The organism is Tannerella forsythia, from assembly GCF_003860135.1.
GTDB classification, from domain to species: domain Bacteria; phylum Bacteroidota; class Bacteroidia; order Bacteroidales; family Tannerellaceae; genus Tannerella; species Tannerella forsythia_A.
The window spans coordinates 15,802-35,269 of sequence record NZ_RQYN01000010.1; the positions used below are offsets into that span (position 1 = coordinate 15,802).

The window sequence follows — 19,468 nt, forward strand, 5'->3', positions numbered from 1 at the left end:
AATGAATAAATTATTTTTAATTTTATTTGCCTCGGTGGCGATGATCGCCTGCGGCAACAAAGAAGCAAAACATAATCATTCTGAAAACGAAGAAAAAATGAAAACAGTAGAATTAACAAAAGCAGAATTTTTAACGAAAGTAGCGAACTATGAGACGAACCCGTCGGAATGGAAATATCTGGGCGATAAGCCGGCTTTGATCGATTTTTATGCTTCCTGGTGCGGTCCGTGCAAAATGATTGCTCCGATTCTCGAAGAGTTGGCTGCCGAATATGGCGACAGCATCGTGATTTACAAGATCGACACGGAGAAAGAGCAAGAGCTGGCCGCAGCCTTCGGCATCCGTTCCATCCCGTCGTTACTGTTCGTTCCGATGAACGAGCAACCTCAGATGAGCATGGGCGCCATGGGCAAAGCCGAATTGAAGAAAGCCATCGACGAGATCCTGCTGAAAAAGTAAGTGCGATGCCGGAGAACATGGACAAATTATGTAAAATCAGGGATGTGCAGCGAAGCATCATCGCCTTCGAGCAGCGCTTCGTGAAACGCTACGGGATCTGCCTCAACGAAGGGATGCTTCTTTGCTCCCTTCATAAGTCGGGGCGTTTATCGTCGGGTGAACTGGGCGAGTTGTTGGGACTGACTCCCTCGAACACGTCGAAAGTCATCGCCTCGGTCGAGGAGAAAGGATTGATTACCCGCATCCTCGGGACGACGGATAAACGACAGATGTACTTTGTCCTGACGGAAAAAGGACACGAAAGAATCGCTTCGATCTGTTGCGAAGAAATCGAGATTCCGAAGTCTCTGAACGAAATCATTACTTCGTAAAAGACGAGAAAAGCAACAGACCTTATTCGCATCCGCATTCCATGGCCTTTGCTCCGGTGCTCCAATTATGGAGACCGGCGTAAAGGCTTTTTCTATTGGGAGAATCGATAACACGTCACCTCGCGGAAGAAACCGAAACGCTCGGTTTGAAAGGAAATCCTGCCCCAAAAACGACCGAATAATCCGAAAAAAATTGTACGTCGGAGATAAAGTGTTTACTTTTGCGCGACAATCGAAAGATATGGGAGCAAAGTTTTTGATTACTGCCGAGAGTAACAATCGGACCGAGATGCTGAAGAAGAAAATCATTCAGTATTATATTGCGAATGGCGATACCACAATCGCCGAACTGTGCAGAGAAGTAGATCTGAGCGTACCGACTGTCACCAAACTTATCGGCGAACTGCAGGAAGACGGCTATATTCTGGACTTTGGCAAGCAAGACACGAGCGGTGGACGTAAGCCGAACATCTACGGACTGAATCCCGATTCCGGTTACTTTATCGGAGTCGATGTGATGCGCGATCGCGTGCATTTGGCAGCCGTCGATTTCAAGGGCGGACGCCTCAGGATGAACGAAAACGTTCCCTATAAACTCGAAAATACACGCGAAGCGTTAGATGTTCTGTGCGAGATCATCGCCCAATTTATCAATGTGCTGCCCATCCCTCGTTCCAAAATATTGGCCATCGGCGTAAACATTTCGGGGCGCGTCAATCCCATGTCGGGCTACAGTTACAGCATTTTTTATTTCGAAGAAAAGCCGCTCGCCGAACTGTTCGAAGAAATACTCGGCATTAAAACGTACGTCGAGAACGATTCGCGAGCGATGACATACGGCGAATACATGCAGGGCGTCGTACAGGGCGAGAAGAACGTCCTCTTCCTCAACCTGACGTGGGGACTGGGGCTCGGCATCATCGTCGACGGACGCCTCTATTACGGAAAATCGGGCTTCTCCGGCGAGTTCGGACACTTCTGCCTTTTCGATAACGAGATTCTCTGCCATTGCGGCAAAAAAGGATGTCTCGAAACCGAGGCTTCGGGGGCAGCGCTCTACCGGCACCTTGTGGCACGCCATAAGGAAGGTAGCAGCACCATTTTGGCACCACGCCTCGAAAGCGGCGAACCCGTCTCGCTGGCCGATCTGATCGAGGCCATCCGGAAAGAAGATGTTCTTTGTATCGACATCCTCGAACAGATCGCGTTGAATCTCGGAAAAAGCATCGCCGGACTGATCAATATTTTCAATCCCGAGCTTGTCGTACTTGGGGGCGCACTCGCCGCAACCGGCGACTATATCCGCCTGCCCATCCGAAGCGCCATCAAGAAATACTCCCTGAATCTTGTCAGTCAGGACACGGAGATTAAGCTCTCCCGTCTTCAAGAGCGTGCCGGCGTGATCGGCGCCTGCCTCCTCTCGCGCAGTAAGATGCTTGGGCTGATTTGAACGAGAGACAAACGCACGATTTTGTTTTACTCGAAAGCCTGAACGTTGACTCTTAAGTGATCAAACGAGACACGAAAAGAGTCAACCAAAGGCTGTACGCAAACCTCTCTGAAAATCAATCGTCTTTTTCTATTCACGCGCATGATTGATTCGATTTCCCCTAACGTATATATTCGTTTCGGGCAGGAATGTCACCCATTTCTTCAGATTTTCGGGTGAGGGTTCATTGACGAATATCAAATGATCGATTTTTTTCCCCTTTAAAGTCTCCGGACATATAGGTTTCTCTCCTTTATATTCCGCATCCCATATCTCAAGAATCCAGATTTCCTTTAATTTAAGCACTTCTTCCGGTATCTTATTCCCTGAAATGCAGACCCATCCGTTTTTCCCTTGATGATACTCTTCGCGATTTATTTTTAGCTCCGTATCAGGAAACCAACGGAGTATTTTTTCCGTTTCTTCATCGGTTATCTTTCCGTCTATCTGAAGTCTGCCGATTCTTATTTCCTTCAGCCATTCCGGTATCGAGACTTGATTTCTAAAACGAAGATGTAACGAATAGATTTCGTTAAACTTCTTCAAATGTTCCGGAACTTCTTCGATCTCTATTTTTATTCCCTCCTCTCCGGGAATATTTTGCGAGACCATTTTTTTGTGAAGCCCTTCGTTATTCACGTCCTTCTTCTTAATCATCCAACTGATTCTGGGGGTAAGAGCAAAGGTCTCCGCGTTTTGTTCCAGTCCGATAAAGCCGGCCCATAGCTCCAGCATTGTTTCCTCCGAATGAGTGCCGTATCTTCGGATGTATTTCAGATCGACTTTCACCATTTCTTCAGGTAATTTATCTCCTCCGATAAGTTTATTCAAATTATTCCGTTTACCGTATTTATCATATAGAAAAAATTTCACGATCCAACCATCAATCACATCCGGCAAACCATATTTTTTCTGAGAATGACACTTAAACATGTTTCTCCAGAATACAGTATCCACCTTTCCTTGCGAAGCCTTGACAAATTCTTCCAAAACAGGCTCCAATTCGTCGGTCCACCAAGCCAAATCATACTTCTTGAGATGCTTCGTTTTGGTAAGTATTTTCTGCCAGTCTTCCGTTGTCCCCTGCAACGTTATTTCGGGAATACCGCAGACGATATAAAGAACCACAAACTCAAAATAAGGCTCCGTCGCTTCCATAATCGTAATTTCGGAAGCTACTTTTTCAACGGCTGTTGTCGTAGAAAAATCGGCAGTCAACGTATGTATCAATTCTTCTCCCGTATAAGTCGCGATCAGAGACGTAAACTGTGGAAAAAGCGCTTCCCAGTCAATAGAATCTTTCAATAAATCCTTTTCGGCCAGCACTTTCAAGGTAGATTTATCCGAGAAATCGACGAATTTTTCGCGTAATGTCTCCGGATTTGCATTTACATGTCTTGCAAATCCCTGACTTATCAACAGCCAGACCATATCGGGCGATAGCACAAAAGGACGATGATGGGCATACGCATGATACATTCCCTGAAAAAATGAATGATAACCGAAATTCACCAGACTGTCCGGTGCCTTACTTTTTGCTAAGATCGAATCTTGAAAATCGATTCCTTTTTGTTCAATCTCCCACTGAGAAAAACCTGCATCTTTTAAGATTAGACTTTTATATATATCCTCATACGATTGCACAGACAAAAGTTCTCGCGGCTTTGACAATTCTTCGACACTAAAAGTTATTCCATGCTGAGCATATACCTGCATTGAAATGCTAATCAAAATAATTTTAAATAATAGCTTCATTTTTTATACGATTAAAGAGTTTAACAGATCAGAACGTATGCCCGGATAAAAGCAAAACGGACTTTTTTACTTTTTAAGGGAAGGCGTTGTCTTACTTATCAAGTTTTCTAAGCCTATAAGGTTCTCCGGGAGCCAGAAGAACGACTCTTTCGGGGTTCTTTACCCTTGCTTTCAGCTTCTCCGGATCGCCGTTAAAAGGAGTAAAATCGGGTGCGTCGACCGAACCCCAATGGTGGAGCAACAAAGGGGTATCGGGATAAGCATTAGCCAGACGAATCGCGCCTTCGAACGTAAAGTGCCATTCACTATCCGAAAAATCGAATAATATCGCATCCGGTACGGGCATTTGCAAATGTTCGGGCATCAAGCGAGAATCGCCTGTGGCCCATATGGATCCGTCGGGCGTCTCGATCCGGAAGCCTGCGCAGTCTGCCTGTTTCCAGAATCTGCCGTTTCTGGCTTCGGGATAATCATTTTGCCACGCATGATCGGCAGGGGTTAAGGAAACACGGATGTTTTTCACCGAAAAAGTGTCGCCGATCAGATGTCCCTGAGAAGGTAAGCCTTGATTTTTCATAATTGAATCGACATATTCGGTTGAATGATAAACGTCCGTAACATTTTTTAAATCGGTGCAAGTCGGAACACTGTAATGATCGTTATCGCTGTGTGTGATCAAGACGGCATCCAAATGAGGTACCGTATGTGTTTCAATCGGCATATCGATCAATAAAGGCATATCGAAATCTTTAAGAACCGGATCGATCATCATCGTAGTGCCATGACTGTTAATCAGGAAACCGGACATGCCTAACCAACGGATGATCGTTTCGTTCGTTTTATCAAACGCTTCCTTTCCGAAGAACTGAGTAGGAGGAGCTTTTGCCTGATACTTTTTTTCTATTTCATGCTGCTTATCGAAACTCTGCTCCTTCGATGCCATTTTGTACGAGAGAGCTGTCAGCATAACAACCATAAGTAAAACTGTTTTTTTCATCGTATTTATTATTTAATGATATGTTTGACTTTTATCTGATCCAAAAATCACGTCTCTTCTTCCGTCTCGATCGCTTCACCCAGTACCGCTACCGACTCCTCCTGCGGAAGTGCCTGTACAGCTCTCAACTTACGCTCAATTGCTCGCGATCTTACTCCCGCACGGTCGATTACATTTGTCGCTTCCTGCAACTTTTTCTTCGTCTTTTCCAGAATCGTCCCGAAACGCCCAAACTCCGTCTTTACAGCGCCCAATATCTCCCACACCTCGCTCGAACGTTTTTCGATGGCCAGCGTTTTGAACCCCATCTGTAAACTGCTCAGAAACGCCACCAGATTGGTAGGCCCTACGACCGTAATTTTAAATTCCCGCTGCAAAGATTCGAACAACCCCGTCCGACGTAAAATCTCCGCATACAGACCTTCCGTAGGCACAAACATGATCGCGAAATCGGTCGTCAGCGGCGGACGAATATACTTATCCCGGATATTCTTCGCATTCTTTTTAATCGAAGTCTCAAACTGTTTTGCAATCGTTTCCAATTCTTTCGGACTCAAATCCGTCGCACGTTCATACGCCTCGATCAACCGTTGATAATCTTCGTTCGGAAATTTCGAATCGATCGGAAGCAGCAAACTCTTCTCCTCGTCGTTACGATTCGGGAGCTTGATTACATATTCCACCCTCTCCTGACTACCTTCTTTCACGATTGCGTTCTGCTCATACTGCTCGGGCGATAAAATCTGCTCAAGAATCATTCCTAACTGTATCTCTCCCAAATTTCCCCGCGTTTTCACATTCGTCAACACCTTTTTCAAATCCCCCACTCCCGAAGCGAGCGATTGCATCTCTCCCAATCCTTTATGTACCTCTTCCAATCGTTCGCTAATCAACTTAAACGACTCGTTAAACCGTTTCTCGACTGTTTCCTGCAGTTTCTCTTCCACCGTTCTGCGCATCTCTTCCAGTTTTCGGCTGTTATCTTCGCGAATGCTGTTCAGCTTCCCTTCTACCGTGTCCCGTATTTCTTTCAACTTCCCCTCGACGTCCTGTTTCATCCTCTCCTGCCGAGTGATCAGCGTCTCGAACTTTTCTTTCTGAAACGAATTGAAATCCTTCGCATGATGCATAAAACTGTCCTCGAACGATTTCAAAGAAAGCCGCTGTTCCGCCCGATTTTCTTTTGCCGCCCGCAGATTTTCTTCCCTGCTTCGGCCGAATTCATCGCGAATCAGCGGATCCATTCGCGAAAGATCGGCGTCCATCTTGATTAGTCTTTCCTCCAGTTCCTCGTCACGAATGTTCTCGCCCTTCCTCAACGTAAGGAAGATGTTGATCAGCGCGAGCACAATCAATAAGATTATTAAAACCGTAATCATTCTTGGTGTTTTTTTCTATTACACTATGTATTTTCAATCCATCATGACGAGTTCTCGAATTGTACAAAGATAAACACCTTTCGCGAATATTCATAACAGCCTGTTCGGAGAAATATTTTAATAGTCCGGAGAAAATATGACCATCTGTGTTGATAGAAGAAGCATCGTCATGATTAAAACAAGTGCCGTTATTTATAATACGAGCACGGTTGTTAATGAAACAAGCGTCGTCGTTAACAAAACAGTCGTCCGCGTTATATATTCTTCACAATGCGTTGGTAAAACTGTCGACCGCGTTAACAAAACAGCCGTCCGCGTTATATATTCTTCACAATGCGTTTATAAAACTGTCGACCGCGTTAACAAAACAGTCGTCCGCGTTATATATTCTTCACAATGCGTTTATAAAACTGTCGACCGCATTAACAAAACAGTCGTCCGCGTTATATATTCTTCACAATGCGTTTATAAAACAGTCGACCGCGTTAACAAAACAGCCGACTGCGTTATATATTCTTAACTATGTAATAAAGAAACAAGCCCCCTCAAGCAGATAAGCTCAAGAAGTTTGCCCGGAAATGGCTATGAGATGGACAGAAGCCTGATGCCATGTGCCGGCAGATATTACCGCATTGATCTCATGCTGCACGGTAAAATCCTAAAACCAACGGTAATCCGTATTTTTTAGAGGGTCTTCTTTTTTTAACTCCTTTGCACTTTTATCCTTATTCTTTTCCCACCAGTCTGCGTAAGCCTTTGCAACCTCACGATGGGAAACATCCGTGCGCACGAATTTTAATTCCGCATCATTCCGCAAAGCCAACAGCGGATTCTGCGATGGAAAACCACCTAACAGACCGTCCCGATTAATCGTCTCGGTTCGAATCCCTTCTATCGTCCACAACATATAGATTCCCAACTTGCATTCAGAGAGTTCGAGAGAAGAAATCGGATTTCTGGGAAAATGAGTAATCATCTCTTTCTCATTCCTGTACCGAAGCAAGGCGGGAATATCCTTATGGGTAAATTGCGGAAGTTTCATGGAGGCCTCATACGTTTTTGTCCTCAGTTGCTGGACAAAAGCCTCTACTGCCGGATTATCAATCTCCTCGGCCTCCTCTTTACAACAGCCGGCAAACCCGACTAAAAAAAGCAGTAAAAATAAGATTTTCAATGTTTTCATGATTTGCATTCTATAAATATATTCGTATCTGTTATCTGATGTCGTGTTCTTATAATAAGCATATCGGAACGAACAAGTCCACTCTTAATCGAATACATACTCCTTCATAGCCATCTTCTGCCAGCCCATAACTCAACAGGATTGCCCGGACTTGCATGCCGCACACAAACCTTTTACGTTTACATAGGCTTCATCGATCGAAAAGTCTGTATTTTTAGGGAGTAGGTGATGAATTTCGGGCAACGAAATATCCATAATACACCCGCATGCCTTACAACGAAAATGTCCATGCGCTTCCATGATACTGTCGAACCGGGCATTTTTTTCATCAATATCAATCTGCGTGGCCGTTCCTTGTTGAACAAAAAGTTTCAGGGTATTATATACGGTTGTTTTGGATAATGTCGGAATGTGCGGCAACAACTCCGTATAGATCTCATCGACTGTCGGGTGCGTCTGGTGTTTAAACAGAAATTCCATAATGGCTATGCGCTGAACAGATGGCTTGATGCCATGTGCCAGCAGATATTGTTGCGTTGATCTCATGCTGCGCGGCTTATCTAAGTTTGTAATGGACACAAAGGTAGGGTAAAAAAACAATCTGGTCAAATATATCCGGATAATTTTCAATGAAACGGAACTCAGTCCGGGCAAACGCTCATGAATAGCGTAGCCCGGACTCGTGATCAAAAAAACTGATCAGAGCAGTTTGTCAATCTTCTCGGCCAGTGCGCCCTTCTGCGTGGCGCCTACCTGCTTGTCGACCAGTTGGCCGTCCTTGAAGAGTAAAATCGTAGGAATGTTGCGGATTCCGTATTCGGAAACCACATCGTCATTCTCGTCGACGTTTACTTTTCCGATGGTCACGCGGCCTTCGTATTCGGCAGCCAACTCATCGATGATGGGACTTACCATCCGGCAGGGACCACACCACTCTGCCCAAAAATCCAATACTACAGGTTTCCCTGCATTCAATACTTCCTTGTAATTCGCATCTGTTACTGTTAATGCCATAACTCTATTGTTTTTAATTGGTTGAAAAATTATTTATTGATCGTAAAATCCAAATGATCCGAATCGTTGATAAAATTCAGCAATTCTTGCGTTACGTTCAGCCTGATGTCGCGCGACGAGAAATTCAGTGCCACATGGTCGCTTCCGGTGACGTTGAAAAACAACTGCGTCTTGCCCGGATTGCTTTTCATCAAGGCGGACAATTCGCTGATCACCTCCTCATTCAAATCAGCGATCGGGATCGATATACTGATGGAGTGAATCAACGAATCTTTCACGTCCTGCAACAGTTGAATCGAGTTGATTTTAAAATCAAGCTCGGCTTCTTTCCATCTTCGCGGCTGAACCACCGCTTTTATATAAAGATAAAGCCCTTCCTTGCCGTACTTGCTGAAATTAATATAATTGTCGCCGAAAAGCGGCATCTCTCCGCTGCCCGACATATCTTCGATCTTGAGGATACCGTAAGGCTTTCCGTTCTTCGTGATTCCTTCACGATAGCCCGTCACGATACCGCCAAGTAAAAGTTCCTTGTTCTGAAAATCTTCCCATTCTCGGCTGTCCACATCTTTCATCGTCATGTTGCAGACGTGATTCAGGATGATGCGGTATTCGTCGAGCGGATGCGCGGACAAGTAAATGCCGATAAGCTCTTTCTCCCGATTGAGTCGTTCCAGCACACTCCACGACTCGCATTTCGGAATTTCGGGACGTGCAATCTGTATCGCATGATCATCCCCGAACAGCGAGGCGGACGACATTTGTTTATCCGTCTGGTATTTTGTTCCGTAGCGCATAATAACATCAATAAAAGTCTCACCCTTCTCGTTCGGCATTCCGAACGGTTCACGTGCCACGTTTAACGCGTCGAATGCCCCGGCCAGTGCAAGACTTTCGAAAGCTTTCTTGTTGCATGCGCTCAAATTGACGCGTTCGACGAAATCGTAAATATCCTTGTAAGGCCCACGTTTGTCACGCTCCTCGATAATGGCCTGCACCGCACTTTCTCCCACTCCTTTAACGGCCACCAGCCCGAATCGGATGTCTCCCTTCGTATTCACCCCGAACTTACGGTGCGACTCGTTGATGTCCGGCCCCAATACCTGAATTTTCATGGCCTTGCATTCGTCCATCGCTTTCGTAATTTCCTTGATGTTCGAAAGGTTACGACTCAACACGGCGGCCATAAACTCCGACGGATAATGAGCTTTCAGATACGCCGTCTGATAAGCCACCCACGAATAGCACGTAGCATGACTCTTATTGAACGCGTAAGAGGCAAACTTCTCCCAGTCGGCCCAAATCTTCTCAAGCGTTTTTACATTATGCCCGTTTTTTTGTCCGCCGTCAAAGAATTTACTTTTCAGCTCATTCATCTTGTCAATCTGCTTTTTCCCCATGGCTTTACGCAACGTATCGCTTTGTCCTCGGGTGAAGCCGGCGAGCAACCTCGAAAGCAACATGACTTGCTCCTGATAAACGGTAATGCCGTACGTATTTTTCAGATAACGCTCCATTTCGGGAATGTCGTAGGTGATCTCTTCCCGGCCATGCTTACGCGCAATAAACGCGGGAATATAATCCATGGGTCCGGGACGATAGAGCGCATTCATCGCGATCAGGTCTTCGAACTCGGTCGGCTGCAATTCCTTCAGATACTTTTGCATGCCGGCAGACTCGAACTGGAACGTCGCGACGGTCTTTCCCTGACAGAACAATTCGTAAGTTTGCTTGTCATCGATCGGAATTTTATCAATATCGATGGCTTTGCCGGTCGTCTGTTTGACGTTTTCGATCGCTTCTTTAATGATCGACAGGGTTTTCAGACCAAGAAAGTCCATCTTGATGAGCCCCGTTTCCTCAATAACCGAACCTTCGTACTGTGTAACGAGCAAGGTCTCTTTCGTTTCCTTATCTTCGGCCGTGGCAACGGGCACAATATCGGAAATATCCTGCTGTCCGATAATCACACCGCAGGCATGAACACCTGTATTCCGTACATTGCCTTCCAGTTTCTGAGCGTACTTCAACGTATCGCGCAGGATCGGATTCATGCTGTTGGCCGCATCCTTCAACTCGGGTACGGCCTCAATGGCATTCTTCAGCGTAAGCTTCTTATCCGGAATCTTGTCGGGTACGAGTTTAGCCAGACGATTCGACTCCTTCAGGGGCAGTTGTTGGACTCGCGCCACATCTTTCAGCGCCAGTTTGGTCGCCATCGTACCGTAGGTGATGATATGCGCCACACGCTGCTGACCATATTTTTCCGTCACCCATTTCAGGACTTCGCCCCGCCCGTCGTCATCAAAATCAATGTCGATATCGGGCATGGAAATACGATCGGGATTGAGGAAACGCTCGAACAGTAAATCGTATCGGATCGGGTCGATATCGGTAATCCCCAAACAGTATGCGACGACCGATCCGGCAGCCGACCCGCGTCCCGGTCCGACAGACACCCCCATCTCACGGGCAGCCGTTATGAAATCCTGCACGATCAGGAAATAGCCGGGGAATCCCATCCTTTTAATCGTTTGCAGTTCGAAATCGATACGTTCTTTGGCTTCTTCCGGTATATTTTCGCCATAACGGTTCGGGCTTATAGCCCGTTTAAGCGTCAGATGCTCGAGGTAGTCCGCTTCGAGTTTGATGCGGATCACCTTCTCGTAACCGCCGAGACGCAAATAATTATCCGTTACTTTGCCATCGGCGTCCGTCTCGTTAAACTCGTCCATCAAATCTTTGGCCGTATATTTCTCGCGATACTCTTCCTCTGTGCCAAACGAAGGGTCGATCTCGAAGAAAGGCATCAATGCCGGCGAATCGATGGAATACAACTCCACCTTATCAAGAATTTCGAGCGTATTGCTCAAGGCTTCGGGGACATCGGCAAAAATCGAGTTCATCTCGGCCGTACTTTTCAGCCACTCCTGCTTGGAGTAGCGCATTCGTGCCGGATCATCGATATCTTTGCCGGTACTGAGGCAGATCAGGCGATCGTGCGCTTCGGCATCGTCTTCGTTCACAAAATGCACATCATTCGTCGCGATGATTTTGATGCTATGCTTACGTCCCAGTTCAATCAGCGCCTTATTGACTTCCACCTGCTTCGGGAAAGTCTTCTGGTCGGCATTCGCCGCATGCGTTTCGTGACGTTGCAGCTCCAGATAGTAATCGTCGCCGAAGAGATTTTTGAACCAAAGCACCGAGGCTTCGGCTTCTTCTTTCCGGTCTCGCATAATCAACTGCGGGATTTCACCTCCGAGGCATGCCGAACAGATGATCAGCCCCTCATGGTACTTTTCAAGCAATTCCTTGTCGATGCGCGGGTTACGATAAAATCCTTCCGTCCATGAGAGCGAAACCATCTTAATCAAGTTCTTGTACCCTTTCAGATTTTTGGCCAGAACAATCAGATGCCACCCTCCGAGGTCTTCTTTAGCCGTTTTGTTAAAGCGTCCGTTTCGAGCACAATAGCACTCACAACCTAAGATCGGTTTAAAGATTTCTCTTTTTTTCTCATGTATCTTCTCCGAAAGTTTTTGCATACGATCCGTTTCTTCGGCTGTCGGGTTATCTTTATCGTTTAACTTCCGAAGCTCGCTTTCGCAGTCTTTAATCGTAGCAAGATGTTTGCTGTTTTTTTTCTGAACTTTATTGTAAAATTCTTTGATGCCAAACATGCTTCCGTGATCGGTAAGCGCCATACCCGGCATACCATCGCTCTGCGCTTTTTCGATCAACGCGTCGATGGAAGCCTGTCCGTCGAGCAGTGAATACTGTGAATGTACATGTAAATGGACAAACGGTATCATAAATTTTACACTCTATGCAATTATTGATGATTAAATTCGATTCAAAGATAAGAGATGTTTCGGAAGTCGGCAAGAAATTTCATCATTACTCGTTTTTTTTAGTAATAAATAGGTCGGGTCTCGAAAAAATAGTACTTTTGTTTGCAAATCAGATGAAAGAAGATGAAAAAAGGAGGATTAATACTGATGATGTGCCTGCTTTCGTGGGCGATGGAAGCCAAGATTACATGGGGTGCCCGAGCGGGTTTATCATACAGCTCATTGACGCAGATTGTCGACGACCAAGTCACGTATGGCGGCCGGTTGGGATTCAGCGTAGCCGGGTTGGCCGACATCCCGCTTTCACGCAAATTTTCCATCTGTCCGGAACTTGCATTCGTCAATCAGGGCGGCTCATACGGCTATATCTTTTTGGTCAACGATAACAGAAAACAAGGGCAACATACATGCAACTATTACTCGCTTCAGTTACCCGTTAATTTAGTGTATAAGATCAATCTCGGCAGTTGGCAGATGGGTATTCAAGCCGGCCCGTTCTTCTCCGTTTCCACACGAGAGCGGGAGCGTCACGAATGGAAAACCCGCGATTTCAGACCGTTCGACATTGGTGCAGGAACAGGACTCTATGTCGAGCACCGGCGCGTTTTCTTCTCCGTATATGCCCAAACGGGATTTATCAATAAACTACGGGAAAAGCAACCGTCTGAATCGCAGATTTATCAAAACGACGTGACTTTTTCGTTCGGCTACCGGTTTCGATGACTTCGACCTCGAAGCATCAAGTCAGAGCCGATCTGAAGATGATCGTACCGGACAGCATGATTACAATAAAAAGACAATAACATAAATAGACAAATCATGAAAAAGTTATCCTCTTTATCCGTGATGTTATTATGTTGGGTGTAATTGACCCTGGCGCAAAACGCCGGTCGTTTTCCGTCTTTCGATCGTGTCGAAGATATATGCTATTGCGCCGTGCAATTTCTACATCCTCGTCAGGTTGTTAAAAACAGCAACAATTACGAGATATTGTTGGTGCTACGCCACCCAATGACACTTGAGGAGCTTGCTGCCACCGGTATCCCACACAGCGAGAACCAAATCCTGCTCTTACAGTCGCAACGCCTGATCGAGCGCGATGGCAACACGTACCGGACAACGATCCCCATTCTCGACAGTTTGCAAACAAGCGCCTTACGAGCCGATTCATACGAGACCGGAAAAATACTTGTCCCCGAAATCGTCGACGACTGTCGAAATCTGGTCGAGCACCTTTCGTCCGAAGGGATGCCCCATCATGCATTCAGCCTCCTTTTCTCTTACGTCCTCGACGGAAAAATCTGGAAAGTGATGGAAAAAGAAAACATGGTGACCGGACGCAACAAAGAGAGTCACGAATCGTGGGAGGGCAATTATTGGATACTGTACAACAAGCGAAAAACCTTGCAATGCGGAACAAATACAATGAACGCGCGCGGAAAGTATTCGCTCAAAATCAATTGGTCGGACGACCTGATTCGTATGGCAAGCCCTCTTTTCAGCTCGAAGAACCTGAACGCTTTTTTGAAAGAAATCGATGCAAACGATAAGGTTTCCGAACCTTCGGCATTCTCATTTTTTACCGAAATCGGAGTGATCCGTCCGGATGGTTCCATCAACATCCCGATTATTGAAGATTCCGAAGCAAACAGCATTCATGTTTTTGCCGAGACGATTAGCGACAAACTTACAGAAGCGCTCCAAACAAAGATCGATATCGAAGCCATCACTCACAAATACGGCTTTTCCGATACGCATGAAGCAATGGTTATTTTCTACCACGAAGTCATGTGGGACATCCTTGGCGAGTTGGTGGAACGAGGTGTTGTACATCGACCGGCCGTCTTTGCTTCCCCTCAAACAGCCAAGCTGTCCGATGTGCGCGATCTATGCTTCCTACTTCGCGAAAATAACGAATAGCACTTCGCTACAACAGAAAAATCACTACATTTGTCGCGTAAGACGATATAAAAACTGAAGATATAATGAAAAAGAAATTAACGATAGCACTCGTAGCACACGATAACCGTAAGGTCGATATGATCGACTGGGCCGTCTTCAACGCCGACTTTCTGGCTGCACACAACCTCGTTTGCACCGGCACGACCGGCACGCTGATTCGCGACGCCTTCGAAAAGCGGGGCATCGAATACAGCAACATCCGCTGTATGCACTCAGGCCCGATGGGGGGAGATACCGAAATTGCCGCCATGGTGGTACGCAAGGAGATCAATCTCGCCGTATTCCTGATCGACGACCTCAACCCGCAGCCGCACGAGGCCGACATCCAGATGCTCCTGCGACAGTGCCGCGTTCACAACGTACCCATCGCGTGCAACCGTTACAGCGCTGACTTGATGATTACCAGCAGCCTTTGGGACGACGACGCGTATGAGCCGATGGAACCGAAATATGCTCCGTTTAACCGAGAGAACTATCCGGTATAAAGCGGGATATCGCTAAAAAGTCATTTTGATGAATTCGTCGATTGCGGCTTTGTCATAACCCAGTTCGAGCGCTTTTTTGAAATCGATTGCAGCCGATTCTTTCTCAAATTGCGCGAGTTTAATCTTGCCGCGCAAGACGTATAAGTGTGCCGGTACGTCTTTCGCTTCGGCAAAGATTTTGTTCAAGTCGGCCATGGCGCGTGTGTTTTTTTTCATCAGAAAATATAGCTCGGCACGTTCTACGTAATAGGGGAGAGGAGTTCGCGATTTCTCAATCAGGTAGTTGAGAATGGCTTCACTGTCTTCGTAATTACCACGTGCCTTATCAAGTACGGCAAACCCGAAACGGCCTTGCTCCGACTCTTTGTCGATCGACATGATCTTCTCGAAATCTTCGTCGGCCAACATATAATCCTTCATTTCTATATATAACATCCCGCGGCGGTAATACGCATCGAGATCGAGTGGATCGAGAAGCAGCAACGCCAGATAATCGCTCAGCGCCTTTTCTGTCTCACCCATTTCGACATAAAGCTCCGCACGGTTCGAAAGAATTAACTTGTTCTTCGGTTGCAGAGTGAGCGCAGCCGCATACGACACGAGCGCCTCATCCATTTTGCCTTGCTGTCGCTGAATCGTTCCCAGATTCGAGAGCAGGGCGAAGTTGTTCTTATTGGCCGGTTCGGCATGCATGGCTGCCTTCAACGCCTCCTCAGCTGCCGGCAAATCGCCCTGATCCGCGTACTCGTAACTTCTGCGAATCATTTCTTCATACGTCTGCGCCTGCAACGTCCCTGCTATGAGTAGCAGTCCGAACACCATGCTCCATCTTTTTATTTTCATACCTGTTATCTCCGTTTTATCGTCGCAAAGCTACAACAACGTGACGTAATTTCGTGTTAAACGCTCGTTATAAATTATCAACCGAAAAGCCTGATTTTTCTGTCGGAAGAGGCGGAGGTATAAAAAAAATGCGTATCTTTGCCGCTCAATTTTTTACGAACAAAGTTTTATTTAATTATTCAAACATGGCAACAAGAATTAGATTGCAAAGATTCGGTCGTAAAAGCTACGCCTTTTATCAGATCGTTATTGCAGACAGCAGGGCTCCACGAGATGGAAAGTTTATTGAAAGGATCGGTTCTTATAATCCGAACACAAATCCTGCCACAATAGATTTGAATTTCGATAGAGCTTTGTATTGGTTACAGACAGGCGCGCAACCGACCGACACGGCGCGTATGATTCTTTCGCGCGAAGGCGTGTGCATGAAAAAGCACTTGCTCGACGGGGTAAAGAAAGGTGCATTCGACGAGGCTAAAGCTGAGGAAAAGTTCCAGTCGTGGCTGACGGAGAAGAAACTCTCTTTACAGAAAGTGAAAGATGCGGAACGAGAAAAATCGAAAGCCGTAGTGAAAGCCCGTCTGGATGCGGAGAAAGAAGTGAACAAGGCAAAAGCGGAAGTGGTAGCGAAGAAAAAGGCTGAGTTGGCTGCCGCCGCCGAGGCAAAGGCTAAAGAAGAAGCTGCGGAAGAAGCAACAGCGGAAGAAACCGTAGTTACCGCACCGGCTGAAGAAGCTTCCGAAGCACCTCAGGCTGAAGAAGCACCGAAAGCCGAGTAAATCCGTTTCGCACAGAAAATAAGAAGAGGACATTTTATTTAAAATGCCCTCTTTTTTTTGTTTCATTCCGTGCTCTTCTCTTTGCTGTTTTTGTTGAATCTTTACTCCTTCACATTATAAATATTGAGTTGTTTAGCTTTCATCGTCTATTAGTCAGCATTCACTCATCAGATTGATCACAAGTTTTTTTACGGGTTTTACAAATTGTATTTGCAATTAGCAGTCAGTCGATAAACAATAAATAAATCAGTTGATTAAATCCTTTCCGGGGCATGTAAGGAGTGTAAACCCGAGATATTTCATCTTCATTGCGCAAGGGTAGGGTAATCGTTACCTATCATCTGGTTCGGAGGGATGAAATGCCGAGGGGCGTTTAATTGTCAATTACCAAGGCTTATGCAAATCAAATACAATCAGACATGTAGAGGAGGTGCGCCATTAACTGTTAACCTTTTTCAGGACAAGAGAGTGCGTTCTCTACCGGATTGGCATAAATGCCGAGGAAAATGTTGAGTAGCGTGTCTCGGTCTCCTTCGAGTTGTTGCAACATTGCGTTGCAGCGCTCTTCGAAAGTCTTCTTTGCTTCAAGGGTGTAGCGGTCGGCATAGGTCGATGTGCCGCTGCGCAAGTCATGCGCGATGTAGTTGTTATCGTAGAGCTTGTAGTGCGTGTAGATTTGCTGATCGATCAACGAAGCAACCCCTTTATAAAATTCGTTGGCATGGCGGTGATCGAATGGGAGCTGCTCGTATGTGATCGGTTCACCGAGGCTGATATGTACGTGTCCCTTAGGTTGCGTGATGCCGGTGAGGATGCTGTTCAAGTCTTCATCCGGCTGCTTGACGTATTTTTCACCATCTCGTGAGAGATACAGCTCACGTGTCTTGAGGATATCGCACGGTTCGATCTGATACGAAATAGCCATGGGCACGATATTCAGTTCTCCGACAGAATGGGCTAAGTCGGACTTGTCACTCATGCAAAACATTTTGATAATCCCTTGATCCGTTGCGTCATGACCGTCTTTCGTGCGTCCGTTTCGCTGTGCGATCCAGATGGATTCGTCTTTCTGCGTGAGGGTGTAGCGGATATATTCCGAGAGGTGCATCGAGTTCTTCAGGAAGTCATGGAGGTTGCTGCTACGTATCACTTTAAACATTTTGTTGGCTCGTCCGATGTTGGTGACGAGCGCTCCCCGCATCAGGTTGCTGCCGAAAGTGATCTCCGTCGTACGGAAACCGTTGATATGAAGGATATACTGGAGCAGTGACGAGTCGAGCATGATGTCACGGTGGTTGGAGACGAAAAGGTACTGTTTTTGGGGATCGAGGTGGGCGAAACTGTTTTGTGTCAGTTGGGTGATCGAGCGGCGAACGATTTGTTCGTTCACGTAGTACATCACGTTGATTTGAAATTCGTCGGTTGTCCGGATGGCTCGTATCATCTCACGCACTTCTTCGATGTCTCTGTCGGGAAAGATATAGCGTGCGAGTAGTTCGAAATGCTCGCTTTCGGCAATGACCTGCATCGCTTCCGGTATTTCCGAGGTGCAGAAAGGGCGGATATCGTCGAATTTATGGTGCATGATTCGCTGTGTGTTTGCGTTTGTCGATGAATTTTACAGGTTTGCGGCTCATGTCCGGATAATTGATGCGTCGTATCTCTCCGACTTCGGCGATCTCGATCTCCGGGGCTACCCGTATGCGGGCGCGGAAGCGGTCTTTCAATTCTTTTGTCACATCGAACGAAGGCTGTTCACGCAGTCCGATCCGGACGACGATCCGGTCGTTTCCGTACTCGTTATCGCTGACTTCCATCACATAGTTCTCGACGTAAGGCGTCTGATCCAATACATCGAAGACGGCGGGCGGGTAGAGGGTGGTCCCTTTGTATTTGACCATGTGGTTGCGTCGTCCGATGATGGGGCTAACACGCATGGTTGTGCGGCCGCAGCGGCACGGCTCACGGTGGAAGCGTGCCAGATCGCCCGTCTTGAAACGCAGCAGCGGCATCCCTTCGACACCCAGTGTCGTCACCACCAATTCCCCTTCTTCCCCTTCCTCGACAGGCATCCCGTCTTCACCGATCAATTCGCAGATAATCAGTTCGGGGTGATGATGCCCGCCGCATCCGCAATGACACTCGGTGAAAGTGGTGGCCATCTCGGTAGAAGCGTATGTCGAATACAGTTCGATGTCCCACTTCTCGCGGATGCTTTGCCCTAACAAGTTAAGTGAAAAGTCCTGTTCGCGCAGGTTCTCACCGATGCAGACAGCTTTCCGTACACTCGAACGGCGATAATCGATGCCGTGCTTTTCGGCATATTCGATGATGCGCAGGATAAATGACGGCACAACGATAATCGTGTCGGGGCAGATGCGTCGGATCGTGTCCCATTGCAGTTCGGGGATACCGTTCCCGACACGAACGATACCCGCTCCCAGTTTGCGTATACCGAGGAAATACGCCAGTCCGGCCATAAACCGCTTGTCTATGGTCGTCATCAGCTGGAAGATATCCCCCGGCTTGGCACCGGCACATTGGAAAGAGATTTGTTCGTTGTAGGCCAGTCGGTCGAGGTCGGCATCCGTCATGGCAAACGTCACCGGATCGCCGAGCGTACCCGACGTGGTGATGTAGTCCACGATCTTATGTTGCGGTACGCAGATAAAATCCTTGTTATATGTCTGGAGATCGGATTTGTCTGTAAACGGAATCGTTGTCAGGTCTTCCAGCGTCCTGATTTTCTTTATATCGATGCGATGTTCATGGAACATCCGTTGGTAGAAAGCCGAATGATCGGAGAGATAGGCTAAAGCGACTGTCAGCTTCGTTTCCTGAAACTGTTTGATGACTGAGGCCGGTTGCGTCTCTATGCTGGGCTTGATATTCATGCG

At 46.7% G+C, this 19,468-nt stretch carries 16 protein-coding genes and 1 pseudogene; 7 read left to right on the plus strand and 10 right to left on the minus strand.

Translation table 11 applies throughout. The features are described 5' to 3' along the window. Position 1: 1 nt before the first annotated feature. The 3 genes from trxA (EII41_RS04230) to EII41_RS04240 all read left to right on the plus strand — a co-directional run bounded on the left by trxA (EII41_RS04230) (position 2) and on the right by EII41_RS04240 (position 2,281). Positions 2-460, plus strand: coding sequence for a thioredoxin (trxA, locus tag EII41_RS04230; protein ID WP_124751271.1), 459 nt, complete (start codon positions 2-4; stop codon positions 458-460). A 17-nt stretch (positions 461-477) separates the two neighbouring features. Then, positions 478-831: a MarR family transcriptional regulator gene (locus tag EII41_RS04235; protein WP_124789586.1), complete on the plus strand. Its 354-nt coding sequence runs from the start codon at positions 478-480 to the stop codon at positions 829-831. Between the two features lie 241 nt (positions 832-1,072). Then, positions 1,073-2,281: an ROK family transcriptional regulator gene (locus EII41_RS04240; RefSeq protein ID WP_124751272.1), complete on the plus strand. Its 1,209-nt coding sequence runs from the start codon at positions 1,073-1,075 to the stop codon at positions 2,279-2,281. 411 nt (positions 2,282-2,692) lie between these two features. On the opposite strand, the pseudogene EII41_RS04245 reads toward EII41_RS04240, so the two are convergent. From EII41_RS04245 to dnaE, 7 genes and pseudogenes are all read right to left on the minus strand, one after another. Further along, positions 2,693-4,075, minus strand: a pseudogene (locus tag EII41_RS04245) (DUF4419 domain-containing protein); the annotation flags it as partial. 91 nt (positions 4,076-4,166) lie between these two features. Further along, positions 4,167-5,072 (minus strand): MBL fold metallo-hydrolase, encoded by a 906-nt coding sequence (locus EII41_RS04250; RefSeq protein ID WP_260425475.1) that lies wholly within the window; start codon positions 5,070-5,072, stop codon positions 4,167-4,169. 47 nt (positions 5,073-5,119) lie between these two features. Beyond that, positions 5,120-6,451 carry a DNA recombination protein RmuC gene (locus EII41_RS04255; RefSeq protein ID WP_124789555.1) on the minus strand — a complete coding sequence of 444 codons (1,332 nt, stop codon included), beginning with the start codon at positions 6,449-6,451 and terminating at the stop codon, positions 5,120-5,122. Between the two features lie 658 nt (positions 6,452-7,109). Further along, positions 7,110-7,634 carry a DUF4943 family protein gene (locus EII41_RS04260; RefSeq protein WP_185711824.1) on the minus strand — a complete coding sequence of 175 codons (525 nt, stop codon included), beginning with the start codon at positions 7,632-7,634 and terminating at the stop codon, positions 7,110-7,112. A 132-nt stretch (positions 7,635-7,766) separates the two neighbouring features. Next, positions 7,767-8,180 carry a Fur family transcriptional regulator gene (locus EII41_RS04265; RefSeq protein WP_124789557.1) on the minus strand — a complete coding sequence of 138 codons (414 nt, stop codon included), beginning with the start codon at positions 8,178-8,180 and terminating at the stop codon, positions 7,767-7,769. Between the two features lie 153 nt (positions 8,181-8,333). After that, positions 8,334-8,648, minus strand: coding sequence for a thioredoxin (gene trxA / locus EII41_RS04270; RefSeq protein ID WP_124751785.1), 315 nt, complete (start codon positions 8,646-8,648; stop codon positions 8,334-8,336). A gap of 29 nt (positions 8,649-8,677) precedes the next feature. Then, on the minus strand, positions 8,678-12,463 hold the full coding sequence (dnaE, locus tag EII41_RS04275; protein WP_124789558.1) for a DNA polymerase III subunit alpha: 3,786 nt from the start codon (positions 12,461-12,463) through the stop codon (positions 8,678-8,680). 162 nt (positions 12,464-12,625) lie between these two features. On the opposite strand from dnaE, the gene EII41_RS04280 reads away from it, so the two are divergent. The 3 genes from EII41_RS04280 to EII41_RS04290 all read left to right on the plus strand — a co-directional run bounded on the left by EII41_RS04280 (position 12,626) and on the right by EII41_RS04290 (position 14,949). After that, positions 12,626-13,225, plus strand: coding sequence for a porin family protein (locus tag EII41_RS04280; protein WP_124789559.1), 600 nt, complete (start codon positions 12,626-12,628; stop codon positions 13,223-13,225). Positions 13,226-13,513: 288 nt separating this feature from the next. Further along, positions 13,514-14,422 carry a hypothetical protein gene (locus tag EII41_RS04285; RefSeq protein ID WP_124789560.1) on the plus strand — a complete coding sequence of 303 codons (909 nt, stop codon included), beginning with the start codon at positions 13,514-13,516 and terminating at the stop codon, positions 14,420-14,422. Between the two features lie 65 nt (positions 14,423-14,487). Further along, positions 14,488-14,949, plus strand: coding sequence for a methylglyoxal synthase (locus tag EII41_RS04290; RefSeq protein ID WP_124789561.1), 462 nt, complete (start codon positions 14,488-14,490; stop codon positions 14,947-14,949). A 12-nt stretch (positions 14,950-14,961) separates the two neighbouring features. On the opposite strand, the gene EII41_RS04295 is transcribed toward EII41_RS04290, so the two are convergent. Next, a complete protein-coding gene (locus EII41_RS04295; RefSeq protein WP_124789562.1) occupies positions 14,962-15,792 on the minus strand; it encodes a tetratricopeptide repeat protein in 831 nt (276 codons plus the stop codon). 185 nt (positions 15,793-15,977) lie between these two features. On the opposite strand from EII41_RS04295, the gene EII41_RS04300 reads away from it, so the two are divergent. Continuing rightward, positions 15,978-16,571, plus strand: coding sequence for a 30S ribosomal protein S16 (locus EII41_RS04300; protein ID WP_124789563.1), 594 nt, complete (start codon positions 15,978-15,980; stop codon positions 16,569-16,571). A 445-nt stretch (positions 16,572-17,016) separates the two neighbouring features. On the opposite strand, the gene EII41_RS04305 is transcribed toward EII41_RS04300, so the two are convergent. After that, entirely contained in the window at positions 17,017-18,156 is a 1,140-nt protein-coding gene (locus EII41_RS04305; protein WP_124789564.1) for an acyltransferase, read from the minus strand. Next, positions 18,146-19,465 carry a phenylacetate--CoA ligase family protein gene (locus tag EII41_RS04310; protein ID WP_124789565.1) on the minus strand — a complete coding sequence of 440 codons (1,320 nt, stop codon included), beginning with the start codon at positions 19,463-19,465 and terminating at the stop codon, positions 18,146-18,148. The genes EII41_RS04305 and EII41_RS04310 overlap by 11 nt, the downstream gene beginning before the upstream one ends. Between the last annotated feature and the right edge of the window lie 3 nt (positions 19,466-19,468).